This window comes from Frigoribacterium sp. VKM Ac-2859 (genome assembly GCF_013204925.1).
Classification (GTDB): domain Bacteria; phylum Actinomycetota; class Actinomycetes; order Actinomycetales; family Microbacteriaceae; genus Frigoribacterium.
Window position 1 is genome coordinate 363,623 of sequence record NZ_JABMLC010000001.1, and the last position, 18,752, is coordinate 382,374.

Genomic DNA, 18,752 nt, shown 5'->3' on the forward strand with positions numbered 1-18,752 from the left:
TGGGTGTCGTTCTGGGTGGGGACGCGATGAGGCCCCGCGGGATGGACTCCCGGGGGCCTCGTCAGATGATAGGACCGACCACCGTCAGAGGGGCTGGTCGTGCCGCCCCGCTACTCGGAGGGGACGGCGAGCGGCTTCACCTCGAGCTTGTCCTCGTTGATCTCGTGCATCGCGACCGACAGGGGCTTGTCGTCGATGGAGCTGTCGACCAGGGGGCCGACGTTGTCGAAGAGGCTGCCCTCGTGCAGGTCGGCGTAGTAGTCGTTGATCTGACGCGCGCGCTTGGAGGCGAAGATGACGAGTGCGTACTTCGACTCGACCTTCGACAGCAGCTCGTCGATGGGGGGATCGATGATGCCCTGGTTCTTGTCGGCCATTGGTTGCTCCTCGTGTCGATGGGGGACGGTGCCGGCTCCGCTCGGGACGAGCGTGGGCACCAAGATGGGGGCGCGGGTCACGCGCGCGTGCGGCCCGGTTCGGGCGCAGTCATCAATTCTACGACCTCTCGGGCCGCTTCGGCCACGTCGTGGTTCACGACACGCGCGTCGAACTCGTCCTGGGCGGCCAGTTCGACCTTCGCGGTCTCGAGTCGGCGTTGCTGTTCGGCGGCGTCCTCGGTACCCCGACCGATGAGTCGACGGACGAGTTCGTCCCAGGTCGGGGGCAGCAGGAACACGAGCACGGCCTCGGGCATCGCGGCCCGGACGAGTCGAGCCCCCTGCAGGTCGATCTCGAGCAGCACGCTGCGCCCCTCGTTCAACGCGGCGTCCAACGGAGGGCGGGGCGTGCCGTAGCGGTACGAGTTGTGCACCGTGGCGTACTCGAGCAGTTCGCGGTCGCGGATCATGCGGTCGAACTCCGCGTCGTCCACGAAGTAGTAGTGGACCCCGTCGACCTCGCCGGGTCGCGGGGCACGGGTCGTCGCCGACACGCTGAGGTGCACGTCGGGGTAGTTCTCGCGGATGTAGGTCGAGACCGTGCCCTTGCCCACGGCCGTGGGGCCCGCCAGGACGACCAGCCGGGACCGGAGGCGCCCCTTCGACTCGCGGACGGCCAGCCAGTCGCCGAGGATGCGGCGTTGCCTCACCCCGAGGCCACCGACCCGCTTCGACTCGGCGATGCCGAGCTCGGTCATGATGCGGGCGACGCGGGTCGGACCGATGCCCGGGATGCTGGTGAGGAGTTCTCGGACCCTGAGCGACCCCTCGGGGCTCGTGGGTTCACCGGCCCAGGCGGACTCGGCGACGTCGAGGGCGCTGCGGGTCCGGGAGGCGACGGCGTTCTTGACGGCGGCGCGACCGCGACGCGCGGCCACGGCGGCTCGGGCCGCCGCGGCACGGTCGACGGGAGGCGGGGTCAGACGAGGCACGAACGCACCTCGTCGGCATCACGACGGACCGCGTCGGCGAACCCTTCCGGACCCGCCGAGAGCAGGGCTCGGGAGGCGGAGACCAGCACGGCACCGGCCGCGGGGCCGAAGAGCCGCGGCAGGTCGGCATAGGTCGCGCCCTGGTGGCCGAACCCCGGGGCGAGCACCGGCGTCGTCGTCAGTCGGGCGGCGTCGATGCCGTAGTCGTCGAGGTCGACGGTCGCGCCGAGCACGAGGCCGACGCTGCCGAACGGAGCGTCGCCCGCCGTCTGGTTGTCATGGAGCACGTCGTCGACGATACCGCTCGCGACGGTGCCCTCCGCGCCGTGGTCGTCCGTCCGGACGGCCGTCTGGGTGGCGAGGGCCTCGACGTTGGACGTCGCGGCCAGCACGAAGACGCCGGCGCCGACGGCCCGTGCCCGGGTGACCAGTCCGGTCATGGAGTCGAAGCCGAGATAGGGCGAGACGGTCAGCGCGTCGACCCGCAGCGGTGACGACGCGTCGAACCAGGCCTCGCCGTAGGCGTCCATCGTCGAGCCGATGTCGCCCCGCTTCGCGTCGCCGATCTGCACCAGGCCCCGCTCGCGACCGGCCTCGAGGACGTCTTCGAGGGCTGCGAACCCCGCGGAGCCCCACCGTTCGAAGAACGCGACCTGCGGTTTCACGATCGTCGCCGAGCCGACCAGACCGTCGAGGACGCGCAGGCCGAACTCACGGACACCCGAGGCGTCGGACGGCAGGCCCCACTGGTCGAGGAGGTAGGGATGGGGATCGATGCCGACGCAGAGCGGACCGGTCGCGGCGAAGGCCGCCGCGAGCCGGTCGCCGAACGACGAGCTCACCGTCGGGCCGCCCGGGCGAGGCCGTAGTCCTGCAGGCTCGTCACCTCGAGGTCGCTCTGGACGGCCTCGATCGAGGCGACGGCCGCACCGAGCTGGGCGATGGTCGTGAAGAGCGCCTTGTCGGCTGCGACCGTCGCCGCACGGATCTCGTAGCCGTCGGCCCGGGCGCTCGAGCCGCTCGGGGTGTTGATCACGATGTCGACCTCGTCGGCGTTGATCAGGTCGACGACCGAGTGGCCCCCGGCGCTGAACTTGTCGACGGTGTCGGCGTGGATGCCGTTGCGGACGAGGACGGTGGCCGTCCCCTCGGTCGCCAGGATGCGGAAGCCGAGCTGCTGGAGGCGCAGCACCGGCAACACGATGGCCCGCTTGTCGCGATCGGCGACGCTGACGAAGACGGTGCCCGAGGTGGGGAGGCCGCCGTACGCCGCCGTCTGGCTCTTCGCGAACGCCCGGGGGAAGTCACGGTCGATGCCCATGACCTCGCCCGTGGAGCGCATCTCGGGGCTGAGGACGCTGTCGACGACCTGGCCCTCCTTCGTGCGGAACCGCTTGAAGGGGAGCACGGCTTCCTTCACCGAGATCGGCGAGTCGAGGGGGACGTCCGAGCCGTCCTGCTCGGGCAGGAGGCCGGTCTCCACGAGGTCGCGCACGCTGTGGCCGACCATGATGAGCGAGGCCGCCTTGGCCAACGGGATGCCGAGGGCCTTCGAGACGAAGGGCACCGTGCGGCTCGCCCGGGGGTTGGCCTCGATGACGTAGAGCACGCCGGCCGCGATCGCGAACTGCACGTTCAGCAGACCGGACACGCCGATGCCCTTCGCGATGGCGAGGGTCGCGTCGCGGACGCGGTCGATCTCGCCCTTCCCGAGCGTGACGGGCGGAAGGGTGCAGCTCGAGTCGCCGGAGTGGATGCCGGCCTCCTCGATGTGCTCCATGATGCCGCCGACGTAGAGCTCGGTGCCGTCGTAGAGCGCGTCGACGTCGATCTCGACGGCGTCGTCCAGGAACCGGTCGACCAGCAGGGGTGCCTCCGGTCCGATGATGGCCTGGTCGGCGACCCGCTCGAAGTAGTCGGCGAGCGAGGGGCTGTCGTAGACGATCTCCATGCCGCGGCCACCGAGCACGTACGACGGGCGCACCAGCACCGGGTAGCCGATCTCCTCGGCGACGGCGACGGCGCTGTCGTAGTCGGTCGCCGTGCCGTTGCGCGGCGCGAGCAGGCCGGCCGCGTCGAGGATGCCCTGGAAGAGGCCTCGTTCTTCGGCCGAGTCGATCGCGTCGGGCGTCGTGCCGAGGATGGGCACGCCCGCGGCCTCGAGGCCCTTCGACAGGCCGAGGGCCGTCTGGCCGCCGAGCTGCACGACGACGCCGACGAGCTCGCCGCTGGCGCTCTCGGCGTGGACCACCTCGAGGACGTCCTCGAGGGTGAGCGGCTCGAAGTACAACCGGTCGCTCGTGTCGTAGTCGGTCGACACCGTCTCGGGGTTGCAGTTGATCATGATCGTCTCGAACCCGGCGTCGCTCAGGGCGAAGCTCGCGTGGACGCACGAGTAGTCGAACTCGACGCCCTGCCCGATGCGGTTCGGCCCGGAGCCGAGGATGATCACCTTGCGGCGATCGCTGGCCACGACCTCGGTCTCGGCGTCGTAGCTCGAGTAGTGGTACGGCGTCAGCGCGGGGAACTCCCCCGCGCAGGTGTCGACGGTCTTGAAGACGGGACGCACGTCGAGGGCGTGCCGGTGATCGCGGACCTGCTGCTCGGAGAGACCGCGCAACTGGCCGATCTGGTCGTCGCTGAAGCCGTGGTCCTTCGCGAGCACGAGCACGTCCGCGTCGAGCTCGGCCGCCGCGGCGACCTGCTCGGCGACCTCGTTGATCAACACGACCTGGTCGATGAACCAGGGGTCGATCTTCGTGGCGTCGAAGACCTGCTCAGCGGTGGCGCCGGCCCGCAGGGCCTGCTGCACGGTGACGATGCGGCCGTCCGTGGGCGTCGACGACAACGCGAGCAGCGCCTCCTCGTCTCCGGGATCGCCCTGCCAGTGGAAGCTCGAGCCACGCTTCTCGAGCGACCGGAGCGACTTCTGCAGCGCCTGCGTGAAGTTGCGGCCGAGGGCCATGGCCTCGCCCACGCTCTTCATCGTCGTGGTCAGCGTCGTGTCGGCCGCCGGGAACTTCTCGAAGGCGAACCGGGGCACCTTGACGACGACGTAGTCGAGCGTCGGCTCGAAGGAGGCGGGGGTCACCTTCGTGATGTCGTTCGGGATCTCGTCGAGACGGTACCCGAGGGCGAGCTTCGCCGCGATCTTGGCGATCGGGAAGCCGGTCGCCTTCGACGCCAGGGCGCTCGAGCGCGACACGCGGGGGTTCATCTCGATGACGATGACGCGGCCGTCCGCGGGGTCCACCGCGAACTGGATGTTGCAGCCGCCCGTGTCGACGCCCACGCGACGGATGATGTCGATGCTGATGTCGCGCAGGTTCTGGTACTCGCGGTCGGTGAGGGTGAGCGCCGGCGCGACGGTGATCGAGTCGCCGGTGTGGACGCCGACGGGGTCGACGTTCTCGATCGAGCAGACCACGACCGTGTTGTCGGCCGTGTCCCGCATCATCTCGAGCTCGTACTCCTTCCAGCCGAGGATGCTCTCCTCGAGGAGCACCTCGGTGGTCGGGCTCTGGTGCAGGCCGTCCGTGACCATGCGGACGAGCTCGTCACGGGTGTAGGCGAAGCCCGACCCGAGCCCGCCCATGGTGAACGAGGGCCGGATGACCAGCGGGTACCCGAGGTCTTCGGCGTACTCGACGGCCTGGTCGACCGTCGTGGCGATGTACGACTTGGCGACGTCGGCACCGGACTCGAGCACGAGCTTCTTGAAGAGCTGGCGGTCCTCGCCCTTCTGGATGGCCTCGACCTTGGCGCCGATCAACTCGACGCCGTGCTTGGCGAGGATGCCTTCTTCGTCGAGGGCGATGGCGGCGTTCAGGGCCGTCTGCCCGCCGAGGGTGGGCAGGATCGCGTCGGGGCGCTCCTTCACGATGATCGCCTCGAGCACCTCGGACGTGATGGGCTCGATGTACGTCGCGTCGGCGAAGTCGGGGTCGGTCATGATCGTGGCCGGGTTCGGGTTCACGAGGATGACCCGGACCCCCTCTTCACGCAGCACGCGGCACGCCTGGGTGCCCGAGTAGTCGAACTCGGCCGCCTGGCCTATGACGATCGGCCCGGAGCCGATCACGAGGACGGAGTTGATGTCGTCACGCTTGGGCATCAGTTGCTGCTTTCGATGTCGGAGCCGAAGTCGACGGCCTGGCCGTTCGTGCGGGCGACGACCGCCTCGCGGAAGCGGTCGAAGAGGTGGTTGCTGTCGTGGGGGCCCGCGGCGGCCTCGGGGTGGTACTGCACCGAGAACGCGGGGATGTCGAGAGCACGGAGGCCCTCGACGACCTGGTCGTTCAGGCTGTAGTGGCTGACCTCCACCCGGCCGAAACCGGCCGGGGAGTCGAGGACGCCGTCGATGGGTGCATCGACCGCGAAGCCGTGGTTCTGGCTGGTGATCTCGACCTTGTTCGTCGTCTTGTCGAGCACGGGTTGGTTGATGCCGCGGTGGCCGAAGGGCAGCTTGTACGTGCCGAATCCCAGGGCCCGGCCGAACAGCTGGTTGCCGAAGCAGATGCCGAAGTAGGGCAGGCCGTCCCGGAGGGCACCCTGCAACAGTTCGACCTGGGAGTCGCTCGCCGCCGGGTCGCCCGGGCCGTTCGAGTAGAAGAGGGCGTCGGGGGCGAGGGCACGGAGCTCGTCCAGGGTCGTGGACTGCGGCAGCACGTGCACCTCGAAACCGCGCTGCGCGAGGTAGCGGAGCGTCGAGGTCTTCACGCCCAGGTCGAGCACCGCGACGGAGCCGATTCGGTCGCCCTCGGCGTGCAGGACGTACGGCTCGACCGTCGACACCTGGCTCGAGAGGTTGAGGCCGCGCATGTCCGCCCCGGCGGTGACGAGGGACAGCTGCTCGTCGGGGTCGAGCTCCGCGTCGGGACCGCTGAAGACCCCGCCCTTCATCGAGCCGACCTCGCGCAGACGGCGCGTGACGGCGCGGGTGTCGATGCCGCGGATGCCGACGATGCCGTCGGCGACGAGCTGGTCGTCGAGGCTGCCCTGCGCCCGGTGGTTCGAGACCACCCGGCTCGCGTCCCGCACGACGTACCCGGCGACCCAGATGCGGCGTGACTCGGGGTCCGTGTCGTTGACCCCCGTGTTGCCGATGTGCGGTGCCGTCATGACGACGATCTGCCCGGCGTACGACGGGTCGGTGAGGGTCTCCTGGTAGCCGGTCATGCCGGTCGCGAAGACGACCTCGCCGAGGGTGCGTCCGACGGCGCCGTAGGCACGACCCGTGTAGCGGGTGCCGTCGGCGAGGACCAGCACGGCCCTCTCGGTGGTGGAGGCGTCAGTCAATGGTCTTCTCCTTGGTGGTGCCGGCCCCGGGGGCCGTGGGGACGAGGGGGCGGATCGCGGCGACGACGGGTGCCGGGTCGTCGGTGATGCGCAGGTAGGTGTCGAGGTCGACGTCGCCGAGGCGCCAGCCGACGAGGACGAGGCCGTCCCGCTCGACGACGCGGTCGATGGTCCAGGTCGCACGGTCGACCCCCCGCAACGAGGAGGCGCGGATCAGCACGGCCGGTTCGCCCGCGATCTCGAGGCGCACGCCCTCGGCGTGGACGGACACGATCGCCCGACCGCGGAACCCGAGGCCGTGGACGACGACGCGGTCGAGCGGGTCACCGCCCCGTGACGTGGCGACGTAGAGGGCGTCGACGGCGAGGACGGGGGCCGAGAGGTCGTCGGGCGCCCGGTCGGGCGCGGGGATGTCGGACTGACGCCGCCCCCTGGCGCGCCAGGAGCGGGCCATCAGACCGATCAGCAGTCCGACGCCGACGAGGATGAGCGCGGCGATGATCCACTGGCTCATCGGGCGGGCGTCCCCTCGGAGGCGGCGAGGGCGGCGGCGCTGTCGACGAGTCGAGCCGCGTGGGCGACGACCTCGCTCTCGACGACGTGCCCGTCGACCACCGTCGCGTAGCCCTGGTGGAAGGTCGCCCGCACCTGTCCGGGCAGGACGCGACCGAGGTAGGGCGAGTTGCGGCTCTTGCCCGCGAGGTGCTCGGTCGAGAACGTGCGGGTCACCCCACGATCGTAGAGCGTGAGCTCGGCGGGCTCGCCCACGGCGAGGGGACGACCGTGGCCCGCGACCTGCCCGATCTCGGCCGGGGCGATCGACATGACGCGGGCGACGTCGGCCCAGCCGACGAGCCCGGTGTCGACCATCGTGTGGTGGACGACCGACAGGGCCGACTCGAGGCCGACCATGCCGTTCGCGGCGGCGTCCCACTCGCAGCACTTGGCCTCGGACGTGTGCGGGGCGTGGTCGGTGGCCACGATGTCGATCGTGCCGTCGGCCAGGGCGGCACGCAACGCCTCGACGTCTTCGGAGCGACGCAGCGGCGGATTGACCTTGAACCGTGAGTCGTAACCCGACACGAGGTCCTCCGTCAGCAGGAGGTGGTGCGGCGTCACCTCGGCCGTGACCTCGATGCCGCGCGACTTGGCCCAGCGGATGACCTCGACGCTGCCCGCCGTCGACACGTGGCAGACGTGCAGTCGGGCGCCGACGTGGTCGGCGAGCAGGACGTCGCGGGCGATGATCGCCTCTTCGGCGACCGCGGGCCAGCCTCCCAGGCCCAGTTCGGCCGACAGCGCGCCCTCGTTCATCTGGGCGCCCTCCGTGAGCCTCGGCTCCTGGGCGTGCTGGGCGAGGACTCCCCCGAACCCCTTGATGTACTCGAGGGCCCGACGCATCAGCAACGGGTCGGCGACGCAGGAACCGTCGTCGGAGAAGACCCGGACGGCGGCCCGCGAGCGGGCCATTGCACCGATCTCGGAGAGGTGGGTCCCCTTCAGCCCCTGGCTCACGGCACCGATCGGGCGGACGGTCACGAAGCCGGCCCGCTCCCCCAGCGCCTGCACCTGTTCGACGACCCCCGCGGTGTCGGCCACGGGTGACGAGTTCGCCATGGCGTTGACCGCGGTGTACCCGCCGGCGGCCGCTGCGCGCGATCCGGTCAGGACGGTCTCGCTGCCCTCGCCCCCCGGCTCGCGCAGGTGGGTGTGGAGGTCGACGAGGCCGGGGAGCAGGAGCAGGCCGTCGGCGTCGGTGACCGTCGCACCGGCGGCGGTCAGGCCGGTGCCGAGTTCGGCGACGACGCCGTCACGGACGACGACGTCGGTGCGGGTGCCGTCGACGGTCTCGGCGCCCCGGATGAGGTGGGTGGTGGTCACGATGCGTCCTCCCGGTCGCCGGCGAGGGTGAGGTAGAGCACGGCCATGCGGACGGCCACGCCGTTCGTGACCTGCTCACGGACGGTGGACCGCGGCGAGTCGGCGGCCTCGTCGCTGATCTCGAGGCCGCGGTTCATCGGGCCGGGGTGCATGACGAGCGTGGACTCGGGCAGAGCCCGGAACCGCATCGCACCCAGCCCCCAGGACCGGGCGTACTCGCGGGGATTGGGGAAGAACGCGTCGTTCATGCGCTCCTGTTGGATGCGCAGCATCATGACGACGTCCGGTCGCACCTCGGCCAGGGCCTCGTCGAGGTCGTAGCGGACGGAGACGCCGAAGCGGCTGACGTCCACCGGGATCAGCGTGGGAGGCGCGACCACCGTGACGTGCGCCCCGAGCGTCCGCAACAACCACGCGTTGGAGCGGGCCACCCGCGAGTGCAGGATGTCACCGACGATCATCACCTCGACGCCGTCGAGGTCGCGCCCCCGGCTCGCCGAGCCGTGGACGCGCCGGCGGATCGTGAACGCGTCGAGCAGGGCCTGCGTGGGGTGTTCGTGGGTGCCGTCGCCGGCGTTGACGATGCCGGCGTCCACCCAGCCGCTGTCGGCCAGCACACGAGGTGCGCCGCTCGACGGGTGGCGGATCACGATGCCGTCGGCCCCCATGGCGGCGAGGGTCTGGGCCGTGTCCTTCAGGGACTCGCCCTTGGAGACGCTCGACCCCTTGGCGGCGAAGTTGATGACGTCCGCACTGAGCCGCTTGGCGGCGGCCTCGAACGAGATGCGCGTGCGGGTGCTGTCCTCGTAGAACAGGTTGACGACCGTGATGCCGCGGAGCGTCGGCAGCTTGCGCACCTCGCGGGTGGCCACGTCCGCCATGTCCTCCGCGACGTCGAGGACGCGGATCGAGTCGTCGCGCGAGAGGTCGGCGGTGCTGAGCAGATGCCTCATCGGTTCGCCCCCGGGGTGGTGACGGGCGCGGAGGCGGCACCCGCGCCTCCTGCGGTCGTGGCGTCGTCGATGGCGACGAGTTCGTCGTCGTCGACGCCGTGCAGTCGCACGAAGATGCGCTCGACGGTCGAGGTCGGCAGGTTCTTGCCCACGAAGTCGGCACGGATGGGCAGTTCTCGGTGGCCTCGATCGACGAGGACCGCGAGGCGAACGGCCCGGGGTCGGCCGATCGAGCTCAGGGCGTCCAACGCGGCACGGATGGTACGCCCCGAGTAGAGGACGTCGTCGACGAGGACGACGGTCTTCCCGTCGATGCCGCCGGAGGGCACCGAGGTGGGTCGGGGCGACCGGGTGGGCTGGCGCCGGAGGTCGTCCCGGTACATCGTCACGTCGACCGACCCCACGGGAACGGTGCTGCCCGAGATGGACGAGAGGATCGCGGCGAGCCGGTCGGCGAGCACGACCCCCCGCGTCGGGATGCCCAGGACGACCAGGTCGTCGGCACCTTTGTTCGACTCGAGGATCTCGTGCGAGATGCGCGTGAGGGCACGCGCGATGTCAGCCTGACTCAGCACGGTACGGGTGCTCAATCGGACCTCCTTCCCCGCCTCTCGGGACGGAATTTAAAGGATGTCGGTGTGGGTCGCTCAACCCTAGCGGTTCGTCGGACGCCCGACGAGCCGGCCGGCGACGACGGCGGCCGGTCGGCGGTCAGTCCGCGGTCGCGATCCGACCGAGCAGTCCGTTGACGAACGAGGCGGAGTCGTCGGTGCTGAGGGTCTGGGCCAGTTCGACGGCCTCGCTGATCGCCACGGCGTCGGGGATCTCGTCGTTGTGACGCAGCTCCCAGATGCCGATCCGGATGATGCCGCGGTCGAGGGTGGGCATGCGCGTGAGGGTCCAGCCCTGCGAGTACGTCTCGATCAGTTCGTCGATCTCGTCGCGGTGGTCGATGACGCCCTGCACGATGTCGCGTGCATAACCCCAGCTCGAACCCCGCTCGGGCTGGTCGAGGGCCCGCTGGGTCTCGGCGACGAGTGCGTCGGTCATGCTGATCTGACGGATGTCGGCGACGTACAGGACGTCGAGGGCGCGCTTGCGCGCCTTGGTGCGTGCGCTCACCGACTAGTCGTTGACGCGGCCGAGGTAGCCGCCGTCGCGGGTGTCGACCTTGACCTTGGTGCCGGTCTCAAGGAACAGCGGCACCTGGATCTCGTAGCCGGTCTCGACGGTGGCGGGCTTCGTCCCTCCGGTCGAACGGTCGCCCTGGAGGCCGGGCTCGGTGTACGTGACCTCGAGGATGACCGAGGCGGGCAGCTCGATGTACAGCGGGTCGCCGTCGTGCAGGGCCATCTGCACGTTCTGGTTCTCGAGCATGAAGTTCTTCGCGTCGCCGACGATCGTGGCGGGCACGTTGATCTGGTCGTAGTCGCTCGTATCCATGAACACGTAGCCGTCGGCCTCGGCGTAGAGGTACGTGTACTCACGACGGTCCACGTTGGCGAAATCGATCTTGGTGCCGGCGTTGAACGTCTTGTCGACGACCTTGCCCGACATCACGTTCTTCATCTTGGTGCGGACGAACGCGCCACCCTTGCCCGGCTTGACGTGCTGGAACTCGATGACGTTCCAGAGTTGACCGTCGAGGTTGAGGACGGCACCGTTCTTGATGTCGTTGGTAGTCGCCATGCGCGGATGATCCGTTCGGGGTGGTGGGAGGTCGGCCGGAATCGGCCATCGTCGAGTGTAGCGGACGCCCCGAAGGGCCGAAGGGCTACGAACCGATCTCTTGGTACGCCGCGAAGAGCAGGCTCTGGTCGGGCCCCTGCAGCACGGTGGGCCGACCGATCTCGTCCAGGACGATGAAGCGCAACAGGCCCGCGCGCGCCTTCTTGTCCCGTTGCATGGTGGCGAGCAGGGTGTTCCAGCGCCCGAGCGGATACGACACGGGAAGGGTCAGCGACTCGAGGATGCGGCGATGACGGTCGACCGCCTCGTCGGACAGTCGGCCGGTCAGGCGGGCGAGCTCTGCGGCGAACACCATGCCCACCGACACCGCGGCCCCGTGGCGCCACTGGTAACGCTCGGCGTGCTCGACGGCGTGGCCGAGGGTGTGGCCGTAGTTCAGGATCTCGCGCAGGCCCTGCTCGGTGAGGTCTTCGCCCACGACGCGGGCCTTCAACCCGATCGCCAGTTCGACCACCCGCCGGAACTCCGGCGTGGTCGGGTCGGTCGCCCGGTCGACGTCCGCCTCGACGATGTCGAGGATCTCGGGTTCGGCGATGAACCCGACCTTCACGACCTCGGCGAAGCCGGCGAGGATCTCGTTCTTCGAGAGCGTGTCGAGGTGGTCGAGGTCGGCCAGCACCGCCACCGGCGGGTGGAAGACACCGACGAGGTTCTTGCCTTCGGCCGTGTTCACTCCGGTCTTGCCACCGACGCTCGCGTCGACGAGCCCCAGCACGCTGGTCGGCATCTGGACCAGCGGGACGCCTCGGAGCCAGGTGCCGGCGACGAAGCCCGCCAGGTCGGTGATCGCCCCGCCGCCGAGACCGATGACGGCGTCGGTGCGGGTGAAGTCGGCCTGGCCCAGCACCTGCCAGCAGAAGGCGGCGACCTCGACGCGCTTGGCGTCCTCGGCGTCGGGCACCTCGGCGATGAGGGCCTCGTAGCCGGCCGCCACGAGGGCGTCGCGCACCTCTCCGGCCTTGCGGCCCAAGGTGGGGGCGTGGACGATCAGGACCTTCTTGGTCTGCGGGTGCAGGACCGCCGGCAGGTGGCCGGTGAGGCCCCGACCGATCAGGACGTCGTACGGGGCGTCTCCCCCGACGTGGATGGTGGTGGTGTCGGTCGCGTCGGTCATGCGGTGCCTCTCTCGGAGTCGAGCCAGGTCTCGATGTCGTCGACGACGGTCGAGACGGGTCGGTGGGACGTGTCGAACACGGCGGACGCCAGTGCCCGGTAGACCGGATCGCGCTCGGCGGCGATGGCCCGCCAGGCCTCGATCCCGCCTCTCTGCAGCAGCGGCCGGGTGCTCCCGGCCAGCCTCGACTCGACGGCCTCCGCCGTCACGGTCAGCAGGACGACGGGCAACCCGGACAAGGAGGCGCGCGTGCGTTCGTCGAGGACGGCTCCCCCACCCAGCGACACCACCCCGTCGCCGGTCAGGGCCTCGACCACGGCCTCGTGTTCGAGTGCCCGGAAGTGGGCCTCGCCGTGACGGTCGAACAGGTCGGCGATGGGCCCGTGCCGCCGGACGACGAGACGGTCGCTGTCGACGAACGGGACGCCGAGACGGCGGGAGAGCTTCTTGCCGATGCTCGTCTTGCCCGCCCCCATGGGCCCGATCAGGACGACCGGCCGCGCGACCGTCACTCGGCGGCGGACGCCGGCTGAGTCCGCAGGTTCTCGGGGATGGCGTCGAGGTAGCCCCGCAGGTTGCGCGCCGTCTCGCCCAGCGAGTCGCCGCCGAACTTCTCCAGGATCGAGTTCGCGAGGACGAGGGCGACCATCGACTCGGCGACGACGCCAGCGGCCGGGACCGCGCAGACGTCCGATCGCTGGTGGTGCGCCTTGCTCTCTTCGCCGCTCGTGACGTCGACGGTGGCCAGCGCCCGGGGCACGGTCGCGATGGGCTTCATGCCGGCACGCACGCGGAGGACCGTGCCGGTGCTCATGCCCCCCTCGGTGCCGCCGGCTCGGTCGGTGTCACGCGAGATGACGCCTCCCGTGCGGTGGAGCTCGTCGTGGGCGACGGAACCGCGCCTCCGGGTGGTCTCGAAGCCGTCGCCGACCTCGACTCCCTTGATCGCCTGGATGCCCATCAACGCGGCGGCCAGCTGCGAGTCGAGACGACGGTCCCACTGGACGTGCGAACCGAGCCCGGGCGGCACCCCGTAGGCGAGCACCTCGACGACGCCGCCCAGGGTGTCGCCGTCTTTCTTGGCGGCCTCGACCTCGTCGACCATGAGGGCGCTGGTCGCCTGGTCGAAGCAGCGCAACGGGTCGTCGTCGAGACGGTCCACGTCCGTCGGGACGGGCACCGGGCTGCCGTCGGGCACGCGCACGGGCCCGATCGACAGGGTGTGGCTGACGAGCTCGATGCCGAGCTCGGCGAGGAACGACCGGGCGACGGCTCCGAGCGCGACGCGCGCTGCCGTCTCGCGTGCGCTCGCCCGCTCGAGGATGGGACGGGCCTCGTCGAAGTCGTACTTCTGCATGCCGACGAGGTCGGCGTGGCCGGGACGGGGTCGGGTGAGGGGTGCGCTCCGCCCCCGGGAGGCCTCACTCACCTCGACGGGCTCGGGGTTCATCACCTCGACCCACTTCGGCCATTCGGTGTTGCCGATCCGCAGGGCCACGGGGCTGCCCATGGTCAAACCGTGACGGACGCCGCCCGAGATGTTGAGTTCGTCCTGCTCGAACTTCATGCGGGAACCGCGGCCGTAGCCCAGTTTGCGTCGGGCGAGGTCGGCACGGATCGCGTCGAGCGACACCGGCACGCCGGCCGGCAGCCCTTCGAGGACGGCGACGAGCTCGGGCCCGTGAGATTCTCCAGCGGTCAACCAACGAAGCATGGTGTCGATCTTCCCACAGAGAGAGGGGCCGACCGACCGTGTGACGGTCGATCGGCCCCTCGGGACCGGTGGGTCTGCCCAGGGGTCCCGTGGGTCGGTCACTGGTACTCGGGGTGCTCCCGCATCCAGGCCTGCCACTGCTTGACCGCGGCCTGGTGCTCCGCGAACGTGGTCGAGAACGCCGTCTCGCCCGAGTCGAGATCGACCGTGACGAAGTAGAGCCAGGTCCCGTCGGCCGGCTTGAGGGCGGCGTTCAGGGCGAGATCGCCGGGGTTCGAGATCGGCCCGACCGGCAGACCCTCGTGGACGTAGGTGTTGTAGGCGTTGTTCGCGTCACCGCGCTCTTCGTCGGTCGTCGTGACCCGGTGGGTGTTGCCGGTGCCGTAGGCCACCGTCGCGTCGGACTGGAGGAGCATGCCCTGGTCGAGACGGTTCTGGAAGACCCGCGCGACCTTCGGGTAGTCGTCGGCCAGACCGGCCTCTTTCTGGACGAGCGACGCGAAGACGATGGTGTTCTGGTAGTCGGCGGGCTGGGCGCCGGCGGACTGCAGGTGCTGGGTCATGGTCGTCACCATGTCCTGCAGGTAGTCGTGGGCGGTCTTGCCTGGGTCGAGTTCGTAGGTCGCCGGGAAGAGCCATCCCTCGAGGCTCGTGGCCTCGGCGGGCAGCCCGAACGTCGTGTAGTCCGCAGCGGCGGCCTGGACGTCGGCGATGGGGATCGACGTCGCGGTGGCCAGGAGTTCGTAGACGTCCGCCGCCACGGTTCCCTCGGGGATGACGACCTTGTTGGTGATGCGGTTGGCGCTGTCCTGCAGTGCATCGAGGGCCGACTGGGCGCTCATCTGCTGCTGCAAGGTGTAGGTGCCCGGTTGGAAGGTCATCGACGGGTTGGACAGGAGGAGCGAGTAGGCCGACTCGTAGCTCTGCGTGACGCCCGCGTCCGCGAGGTTCTGCGCGATGTCGGAGCCGACCTGACCCGAGACGATGGCGAACTCGACGGGCGTGCCGTTCCCGCTGCCGGCGTAGTCGGCCGGTTCGTCGTCACCCGTGAACTTGGCGATCAGGGGCTGCACCTGCCCCCATGCGGCGGCGACGCCGGCGGTTCCGCCGGCCAGGACGAGCACGAGGATGGACGCGAGGACGATCGGGCCCTTCTTGGAACGCCGTTCACGCGGTTCGCGCGTCGTGCGTCCGCGGGGGCGGTCACCCCCACCGTCGGAGGGGGGAACGACGCCGGGTTCGGTCTGTCGCTCGCGCTCACGCTGTTCGCGGCGGGACAGGGCGGGGGCGTCGACGTGGGTGGTGCGGCGGAGGGGTGCACCGTCGGCGTCGCCCGATCGACCGTCACCCGGATCACCCCGTCGTCGTCCGGAGGTGTCGGCAGGGCGGTCGTTCTGGGGTTGGGACGCGAAGATGTCGTCCCAGTCGGGTTCGTCGGCCACGAATCACTGTCTCTCGTCGGTGGCGGGCGCGGCACCGTCGCCGCTCGCCTCTCGGGTCACGTCGACCATCCGCCCGGGCGGTCGACCGCTCGAGCGCTCGAGGTCGAGCGCGTGCTGGACGATGATAACAGCGGCCACTTGGTCGATGACGGACCGCTGGCTCCTGCCCTTCCGGCCCGAGGCCCGGAGGGCGCCCTGGGCGCTCACGGTCGACAGGCGCTCGTCGACGAGGCGCACGGGCACGGCCACGGCCCGGGCGACGGCCGCGGCGAAGTCCCGGGCGTCCTGGGTGGAGGCCGTGTCGCGACCCGAGAGGGCGATGGGCAGCCCGACGATCACCTCGAGCGCGTCGAGTCCGACGACCAGGTCGCGGACGGCACCGATGTCGGCCACGCCGTCGGCCGAACGCGCCAGCGTCTCGACCGGGGTGGCGAGCAGACCGTCGGGATCGGTGCGGGCGACACCGACCCGGGCCTTGCCCACGTCGATGCCGATCCGGACTCCGCGCCGCACGAGCGTCCTCAGGACCCGAGCTCGGCGACGATGCCGGCCAGCGCGGTGGGGATGGCCGAGACGTCGGATCCGCCGCCCTGGGCGAGGTCGTCCTTGCCGCCGCCCCCGCCACCGAGAGCCGCGGCGGCGCCCTTGGCGAGACGGCCGGCCTTGACGCCGGCCTGACGCGCGCCGTCCGTGGTGGCCACGATCACGGCGGGCTTGCCCGCGACGTCGGCTGCCAGGGCGACGACCGAGGCGCTGGACGCGCCCAGGCGTTCGCGGACCGACAGGGCGAGCGACCGCAGGTCGTCGGTCGAACCGAGCGACCCGACCGATTCGGCGACGACCGTGAGGTCGCCGATCCGACTCGCCGTCTCGGCCAGCGCCGGGACGCGGGTGGCGAGGCGGGCGGACTCGAACTCGGCGATCTTCTTCTCTGCCGTCCGGAGGCTCGTGACCAGGTCGCCGATGCGGTCGGCCAGCTGATCACGCGGAGTCTTGAGCGACGAGGTCAGTTGGGACACGAGAGCACGTTCGGCGGCGAAGTCACGGAATGCGTCCATGCCGACGAGCGACTCGACGCGGCGGTTGGTCGACCCCACCGAGCTCTCGCTGACGAGGTTGATGAGGCCGACCTGCGAGCTGGTCGAGACGTGGGTGCCCGCGCAGAGCTCGCGCGACCAGGGGCCACCGATGTCGACCATGCGGACCGTCTCGCCGTACTTCTCACCGAACAGCGCCATGGCGCCCAGCGCGCGGGCGTCGTCGAGGGGCATCTCGCGGGTGACGACCTGCAGGTCGTCGCGGATGGCGTTGTTCGCGATCTCCTCGATCTCGGAGCGTGTCTGCGGGCTCAGCGCCTGGTTCCAGTTGAAGTCGAGCCGCATGTATCCGGCCTTGTTGTACGACCCCGCCTGGTGCGCCTCGGGGCCGAGCACCTCCCGGAGGGCGGCGTGGATCAGGTGCGTCGCCGAATGCGCCTGCGTCGCGCCACGGCGGTAGGCCGGGTCGACCACGCTGGTCGCCGTGTCGCCGACCCCCACCTCGCCGGACGTCACCTGGACGCGGTGGCTGATCAGCCCCTTGACGGGCTTCTGCACGTCGAGGACCTCGAGGTCGAAGCCCACGCCGACGATGCGGCCCGAGTCGGCTTCTTGACCGCCGGACTCGGCGTACAGGGAGGTCTCGGCGAGGATCACCTCGGCGATGTCACCCGCCACGGCCCGGTCGACGTCGGCCCCGTCGACGATCAGGCCCAGCACGCGCGTCTCGGTGTCGAGCTCGTCGTAGCCGGTGAAGACCGTCTCGCCCTGGGCCCTGAACGCGCTGTAGACGCTCAGGTCGGCCAGGGCCACCTTCCGGGACTTGGCATCGGCCTTCGCCCGGGCACGCTGCTCGGACATGAGTCGGTCGAATGCCTCGCGATCGACCGTCAGACCGCTCTCTTCCGCGATCTCGAGCGTCAGGTCGATGGGGAACCCGAAGGTGTCGTGCAGGAGGAACGCCGTGTCGCCCTGCAGCTGCGGGGTCGTGCCCGCCGAGGCACGCTGCTTCGTGTCGTCGACGGCGATGTCGAGGATGTTCGTCCCGGCGGCCAGGGTGCGGAGGAAGGTCTCCTCCTCGGCGTAGGCCAGGCGCGAGATGCGCTCGTAGTCGGTCTCGACCTCGGGGTAGGCGGCCTTCATCGCGTCGCGGGACTCGGGGAAGAGCGAGGGGAACGTGGGGCCGTCGACGCCGAGCAAGCGCATCGACCGGACCGTGCGGCGCAGGAGGCGGCGGAGGATGTAGCCCCGACCCTCGTTGGACGGGCGGACCCCGTCGGACATCAACATGAGCGAGCTGCGGACGTGGTCGGCGATGACCCGCATCCGCACGTCGTCGTCGTGGACGGCTCCGTATCGCCGTCCCGACAGCTCGGCGGCCTTGTCGAGGACGGGGCGCACCTGGTCGATCTCGTACATGTTGTCGACGCCCTGCTTGAGGAACGCCACGCGCTCGAGACCCATGCCGGTGTCGATGTTCTTGTTCGGCAGCTCGCGGACGATGTCGAAGTCGACCTTCGAGCGCACGTTCTCGATCTGGTACTGCATGAACACGAGGTTCCAGATCTCGACGTAACGGTCGTCGTCCGTCGCCGGGCCACCGTCGGCACCGTAGGCGGGACCACGGTCGAAGAAGATCTCCGAGCACGGACCTGCGGGCCCCGGCTGGCCGGTGTGCCAGTAGTTGGAGTCCTTGCCGAGTCGCTGGATGCGCTCGTCGGGCAGACCGGCGACCTTCTTCCAGAGGGCGATGGCCTCGTCGTCCTCTTCGTACACCGTCACCCAGAGGTCGTCGGGCGAGAACGCGAGTCCTCCGTCGGCCTCGCTCGAGGTCAGGAGCTCCCAGGCGTAACCGATCGCCTCTTCCTTGAAGTAGTCGCCGAACGAGAAGTTGCCGTTCATCTGGAAGAACGTGCCGTGCCGCGGCGTCTTGCCGACCTCTTCGATGTCGTTGGTGCGGATGCACTTCTGGACGCTGGTGGCACGCGGGTACGGCGTCGGGACGAGCCCCGTGAGGTACGGGATGAACGGGACCATGCCCGCGACCGTGAAGAGCAGGCTGGGATCGTCGCTGACCAGGGACGCGGACGGGACGACGGTGTGGCCCCGATCGCCGAAGTAGTCGAGCCAACGGCGGCGGATTTCGGCGGTCTGCATGGTTCTCCCGAGGGTGGGTTGGTCGTATGTCAGGACGA

Annotated in this window: 17 protein-coding genes; all 17 read right to left on the reverse strand. The window is 70.2% G+C overall.

The window, feature by feature from the left end:
* Positions 1-110: 110 nt before the first annotated feature.
* A complete protein-coding gene (gene rpoZ, locus HQQ78_RS01730; RefSeq protein ID WP_056045308.1) occupies positions 111-377 on the reverse strand; it encodes a DNA-directed RNA polymerase subunit omega in 267 nt (88 codons plus the stop codon).
* Positions 378-454: 77 nt separating this feature from the next.
* Positions 455-1,369 (reverse strand): guanylate kinase, encoded by a 915-nt coding sequence (gmk, locus tag HQQ78_RS01735; RefSeq protein WP_056045311.1) that lies wholly within the window; start codon positions 1,367-1,369, stop codon positions 455-457.
* Positions 1,357-2,211 (reverse strand): orotidine-5'-phosphate decarboxylase, encoded by an 855-nt coding sequence (gene pyrF / locus HQQ78_RS01740; protein WP_056045314.1) that lies wholly within the window; start codon positions 2,209-2,211, stop codon positions 1,357-1,359. Before pyrF ends, gmk begins: the two co-directional genes overlap by 13 nt.
* Entirely contained in the window at positions 2,208-5,483 is a 3,276-nt protein-coding gene (carB, locus tag HQQ78_RS01745) for a carbamoyl-phosphate synthase large subunit (RefSeq protein WP_173150873.1), read from the reverse strand. Before carB ends, pyrF begins: the two co-directional genes overlap by 4 nt.
* Positions 5,483-6,667, reverse strand: a complete 1,185-nt coding sequence (gene carA / locus HQQ78_RS01750) for a glutamine-hydrolyzing carbamoyl-phosphate synthase small subunit (RefSeq protein WP_123570094.1) — start codon at positions 6,665-6,667, stop codon at positions 5,483-5,485. Before carA ends, carB begins: the two co-directional genes overlap by 1 nt.
* Entirely contained in the window at positions 6,660-7,181 is a 522-nt protein-coding gene (locus tag HQQ78_RS01755; protein WP_056045324.1) for a hypothetical protein, read from the reverse strand. Before HQQ78_RS01755 ends, carA begins: the two co-directional genes overlap by 8 nt.
* On the reverse strand, positions 7,178-8,548 hold the full coding sequence (locus HQQ78_RS01760) for a dihydroorotase (protein ID WP_173150874.1): 1,371 nt from the start codon (positions 8,546-8,548) through the stop codon (positions 7,178-7,180). Before HQQ78_RS01760 ends, HQQ78_RS01755 begins: the two co-directional genes overlap by 4 nt.
* On the reverse strand, positions 8,545-9,501 hold the full coding sequence (locus tag HQQ78_RS01765; RefSeq protein WP_173150875.1) for an aspartate carbamoyltransferase catalytic subunit: 957 nt from the start codon (positions 9,499-9,501) through the stop codon (positions 8,545-8,547). Before HQQ78_RS01765 ends, HQQ78_RS01760 begins: the two co-directional genes overlap by 4 nt.
* Entirely contained in the window at positions 9,498-10,091 is a 594-nt protein-coding gene (pyrR, locus tag HQQ78_RS01770; protein WP_123570098.1) for a bifunctional pyr operon transcriptional regulator/uracil phosphoribosyltransferase PyrR, read from the reverse strand. The genes HQQ78_RS01765 and pyrR overlap by 4 nt, the downstream gene beginning before the upstream one ends.
* A gap of 121 nt (positions 10,092-10,212) precedes the next feature.
* A complete protein-coding gene (gene nusB / locus HQQ78_RS01775; protein WP_173150876.1) occupies positions 10,213-10,623 on the reverse strand; it encodes a transcription antitermination factor NusB in 411 nt (136 codons plus the stop codon).
* 3 nt (positions 10,624-10,626) lie between these two features.
* Positions 10,627-11,190: an elongation factor P gene (gene efp / locus HQQ78_RS01780; protein ID WP_043592746.1), complete on the reverse strand. Its 564-nt coding sequence runs from the start codon at positions 11,188-11,190 to the stop codon at positions 10,627-10,629.
* A gap of 85 nt (positions 11,191-11,275) precedes the next feature.
* Positions 11,276-12,364: a 3-dehydroquinate synthase gene (gene aroB / locus HQQ78_RS01785; protein ID WP_056045338.1), complete on the reverse strand. Its 1,089-nt coding sequence runs from the start codon at positions 12,362-12,364 to the stop codon at positions 11,276-11,278.
* On the reverse strand, positions 12,361-12,840 hold the full coding sequence (locus HQQ78_RS01790) for a shikimate kinase (protein WP_056047447.1): 480 nt from the start codon (positions 12,838-12,840) through the stop codon (positions 12,361-12,363). The genes aroB and HQQ78_RS01790 overlap by 4 nt, the downstream gene beginning before the upstream one ends.
* Positions 12,841-12,872: 32 nt before the next feature.
* The gene (gene aroC, locus HQQ78_RS01795) at positions 12,873-14,078 is read right to left on the reverse strand and encodes a chorismate synthase (protein WP_123570099.1); all 1,206 of its coding nucleotides are present in this window, start codon (positions 14,076-14,078) and stop codon (positions 12,873-12,875) included.
* Between the two features lie 98 nt (positions 14,079-14,176).
* Positions 14,177-15,520, reverse strand: coding sequence for an endolytic transglycosylase MltG (gene mltG, locus HQQ78_RS01800; RefSeq protein WP_173150877.1), 1,344 nt, complete (start codon positions 15,518-15,520; stop codon positions 14,177-14,179).
* Positions 15,521-15,523: 3 nt separating this feature from the next.
* On the reverse strand, positions 15,524-16,033 hold the full coding sequence (ruvX, locus tag HQQ78_RS01805; protein ID WP_159826550.1) for a Holliday junction resolvase RuvX: 510 nt from the start codon (positions 16,031-16,033) through the stop codon (positions 15,524-15,526).
* 8 nt (positions 16,034-16,041) lie between these two features.
* Positions 16,042-18,714, reverse strand: coding sequence for an alanine--tRNA ligase (alaS, locus tag HQQ78_RS01810; protein ID WP_173150878.1), 2,673 nt, complete (start codon positions 18,712-18,714; stop codon positions 16,042-16,044).
* Between the last annotated feature and the right edge of the window lie 38 nt (positions 18,715-18,752).

Excerpts from the sequence above, each read along its gene's own strand:
- HQQ78_RS01765 (WP_173150875.1), bottom strand. The coding sequence starts at position 9,501 with ATGAGGCATCTGCTCAGCACCGCCGACCTCTCGCGCGACGACTCGATC.
- HQQ78_RS01755 (WP_056045324.1), bottom strand. The coding sequence starts at position 7,181 with ATGAGCCAGTGGATCATCGCCGCGCTCATCCTCGTCGGCGTCGGACTG.
- aroC (WP_123570099.1), bottom strand. The coding sequence starts at position 14,078 with ATGCTTCGTTGGTTGACCGCTGGAGAATCTCACGGGCCCGAGCTCGTC.
- efp (WP_043592746.1), bottom strand. The coding sequence starts at position 11,190 with ATGGCGACTACCAACGACATCAAGAACGGTGCCGTCCTCAACCTCGAC.
- HQQ78_RS01790 (WP_056047447.1), bottom strand. The coding sequence starts at position 12,840 with ATGGGGGCGGGCAAGACGAGCATCGGCAAGAAGCTCTCCCGCCGTCTC.
- carB (WP_173150873.1), bottom strand. The coding sequence starts at position 5,483 with ATGCCCAAGCGTGACGACATCAACTCCGTCCTCGTGATCGGCTCCGGG.
- rpoZ (WP_056045308.1), bottom strand. The coding sequence starts at position 377 with ATGGCCGACAAGAACCAGGGCATCATCGATCCCCCCATCGACGAGCTG.
- alaS (WP_173150878.1), bottom strand. The coding sequence starts at position 18,714 with ATGCAGACCGCCGAAATCCGCCGCCGTTGGCTCGACTACTTCGGCGAT.
- aroB (WP_056045338.1), bottom strand. The coding sequence starts at position 12,364 with ATGACCGACGCGACCGACACCACCACCATCCACGTCGGGGGAGACGCC.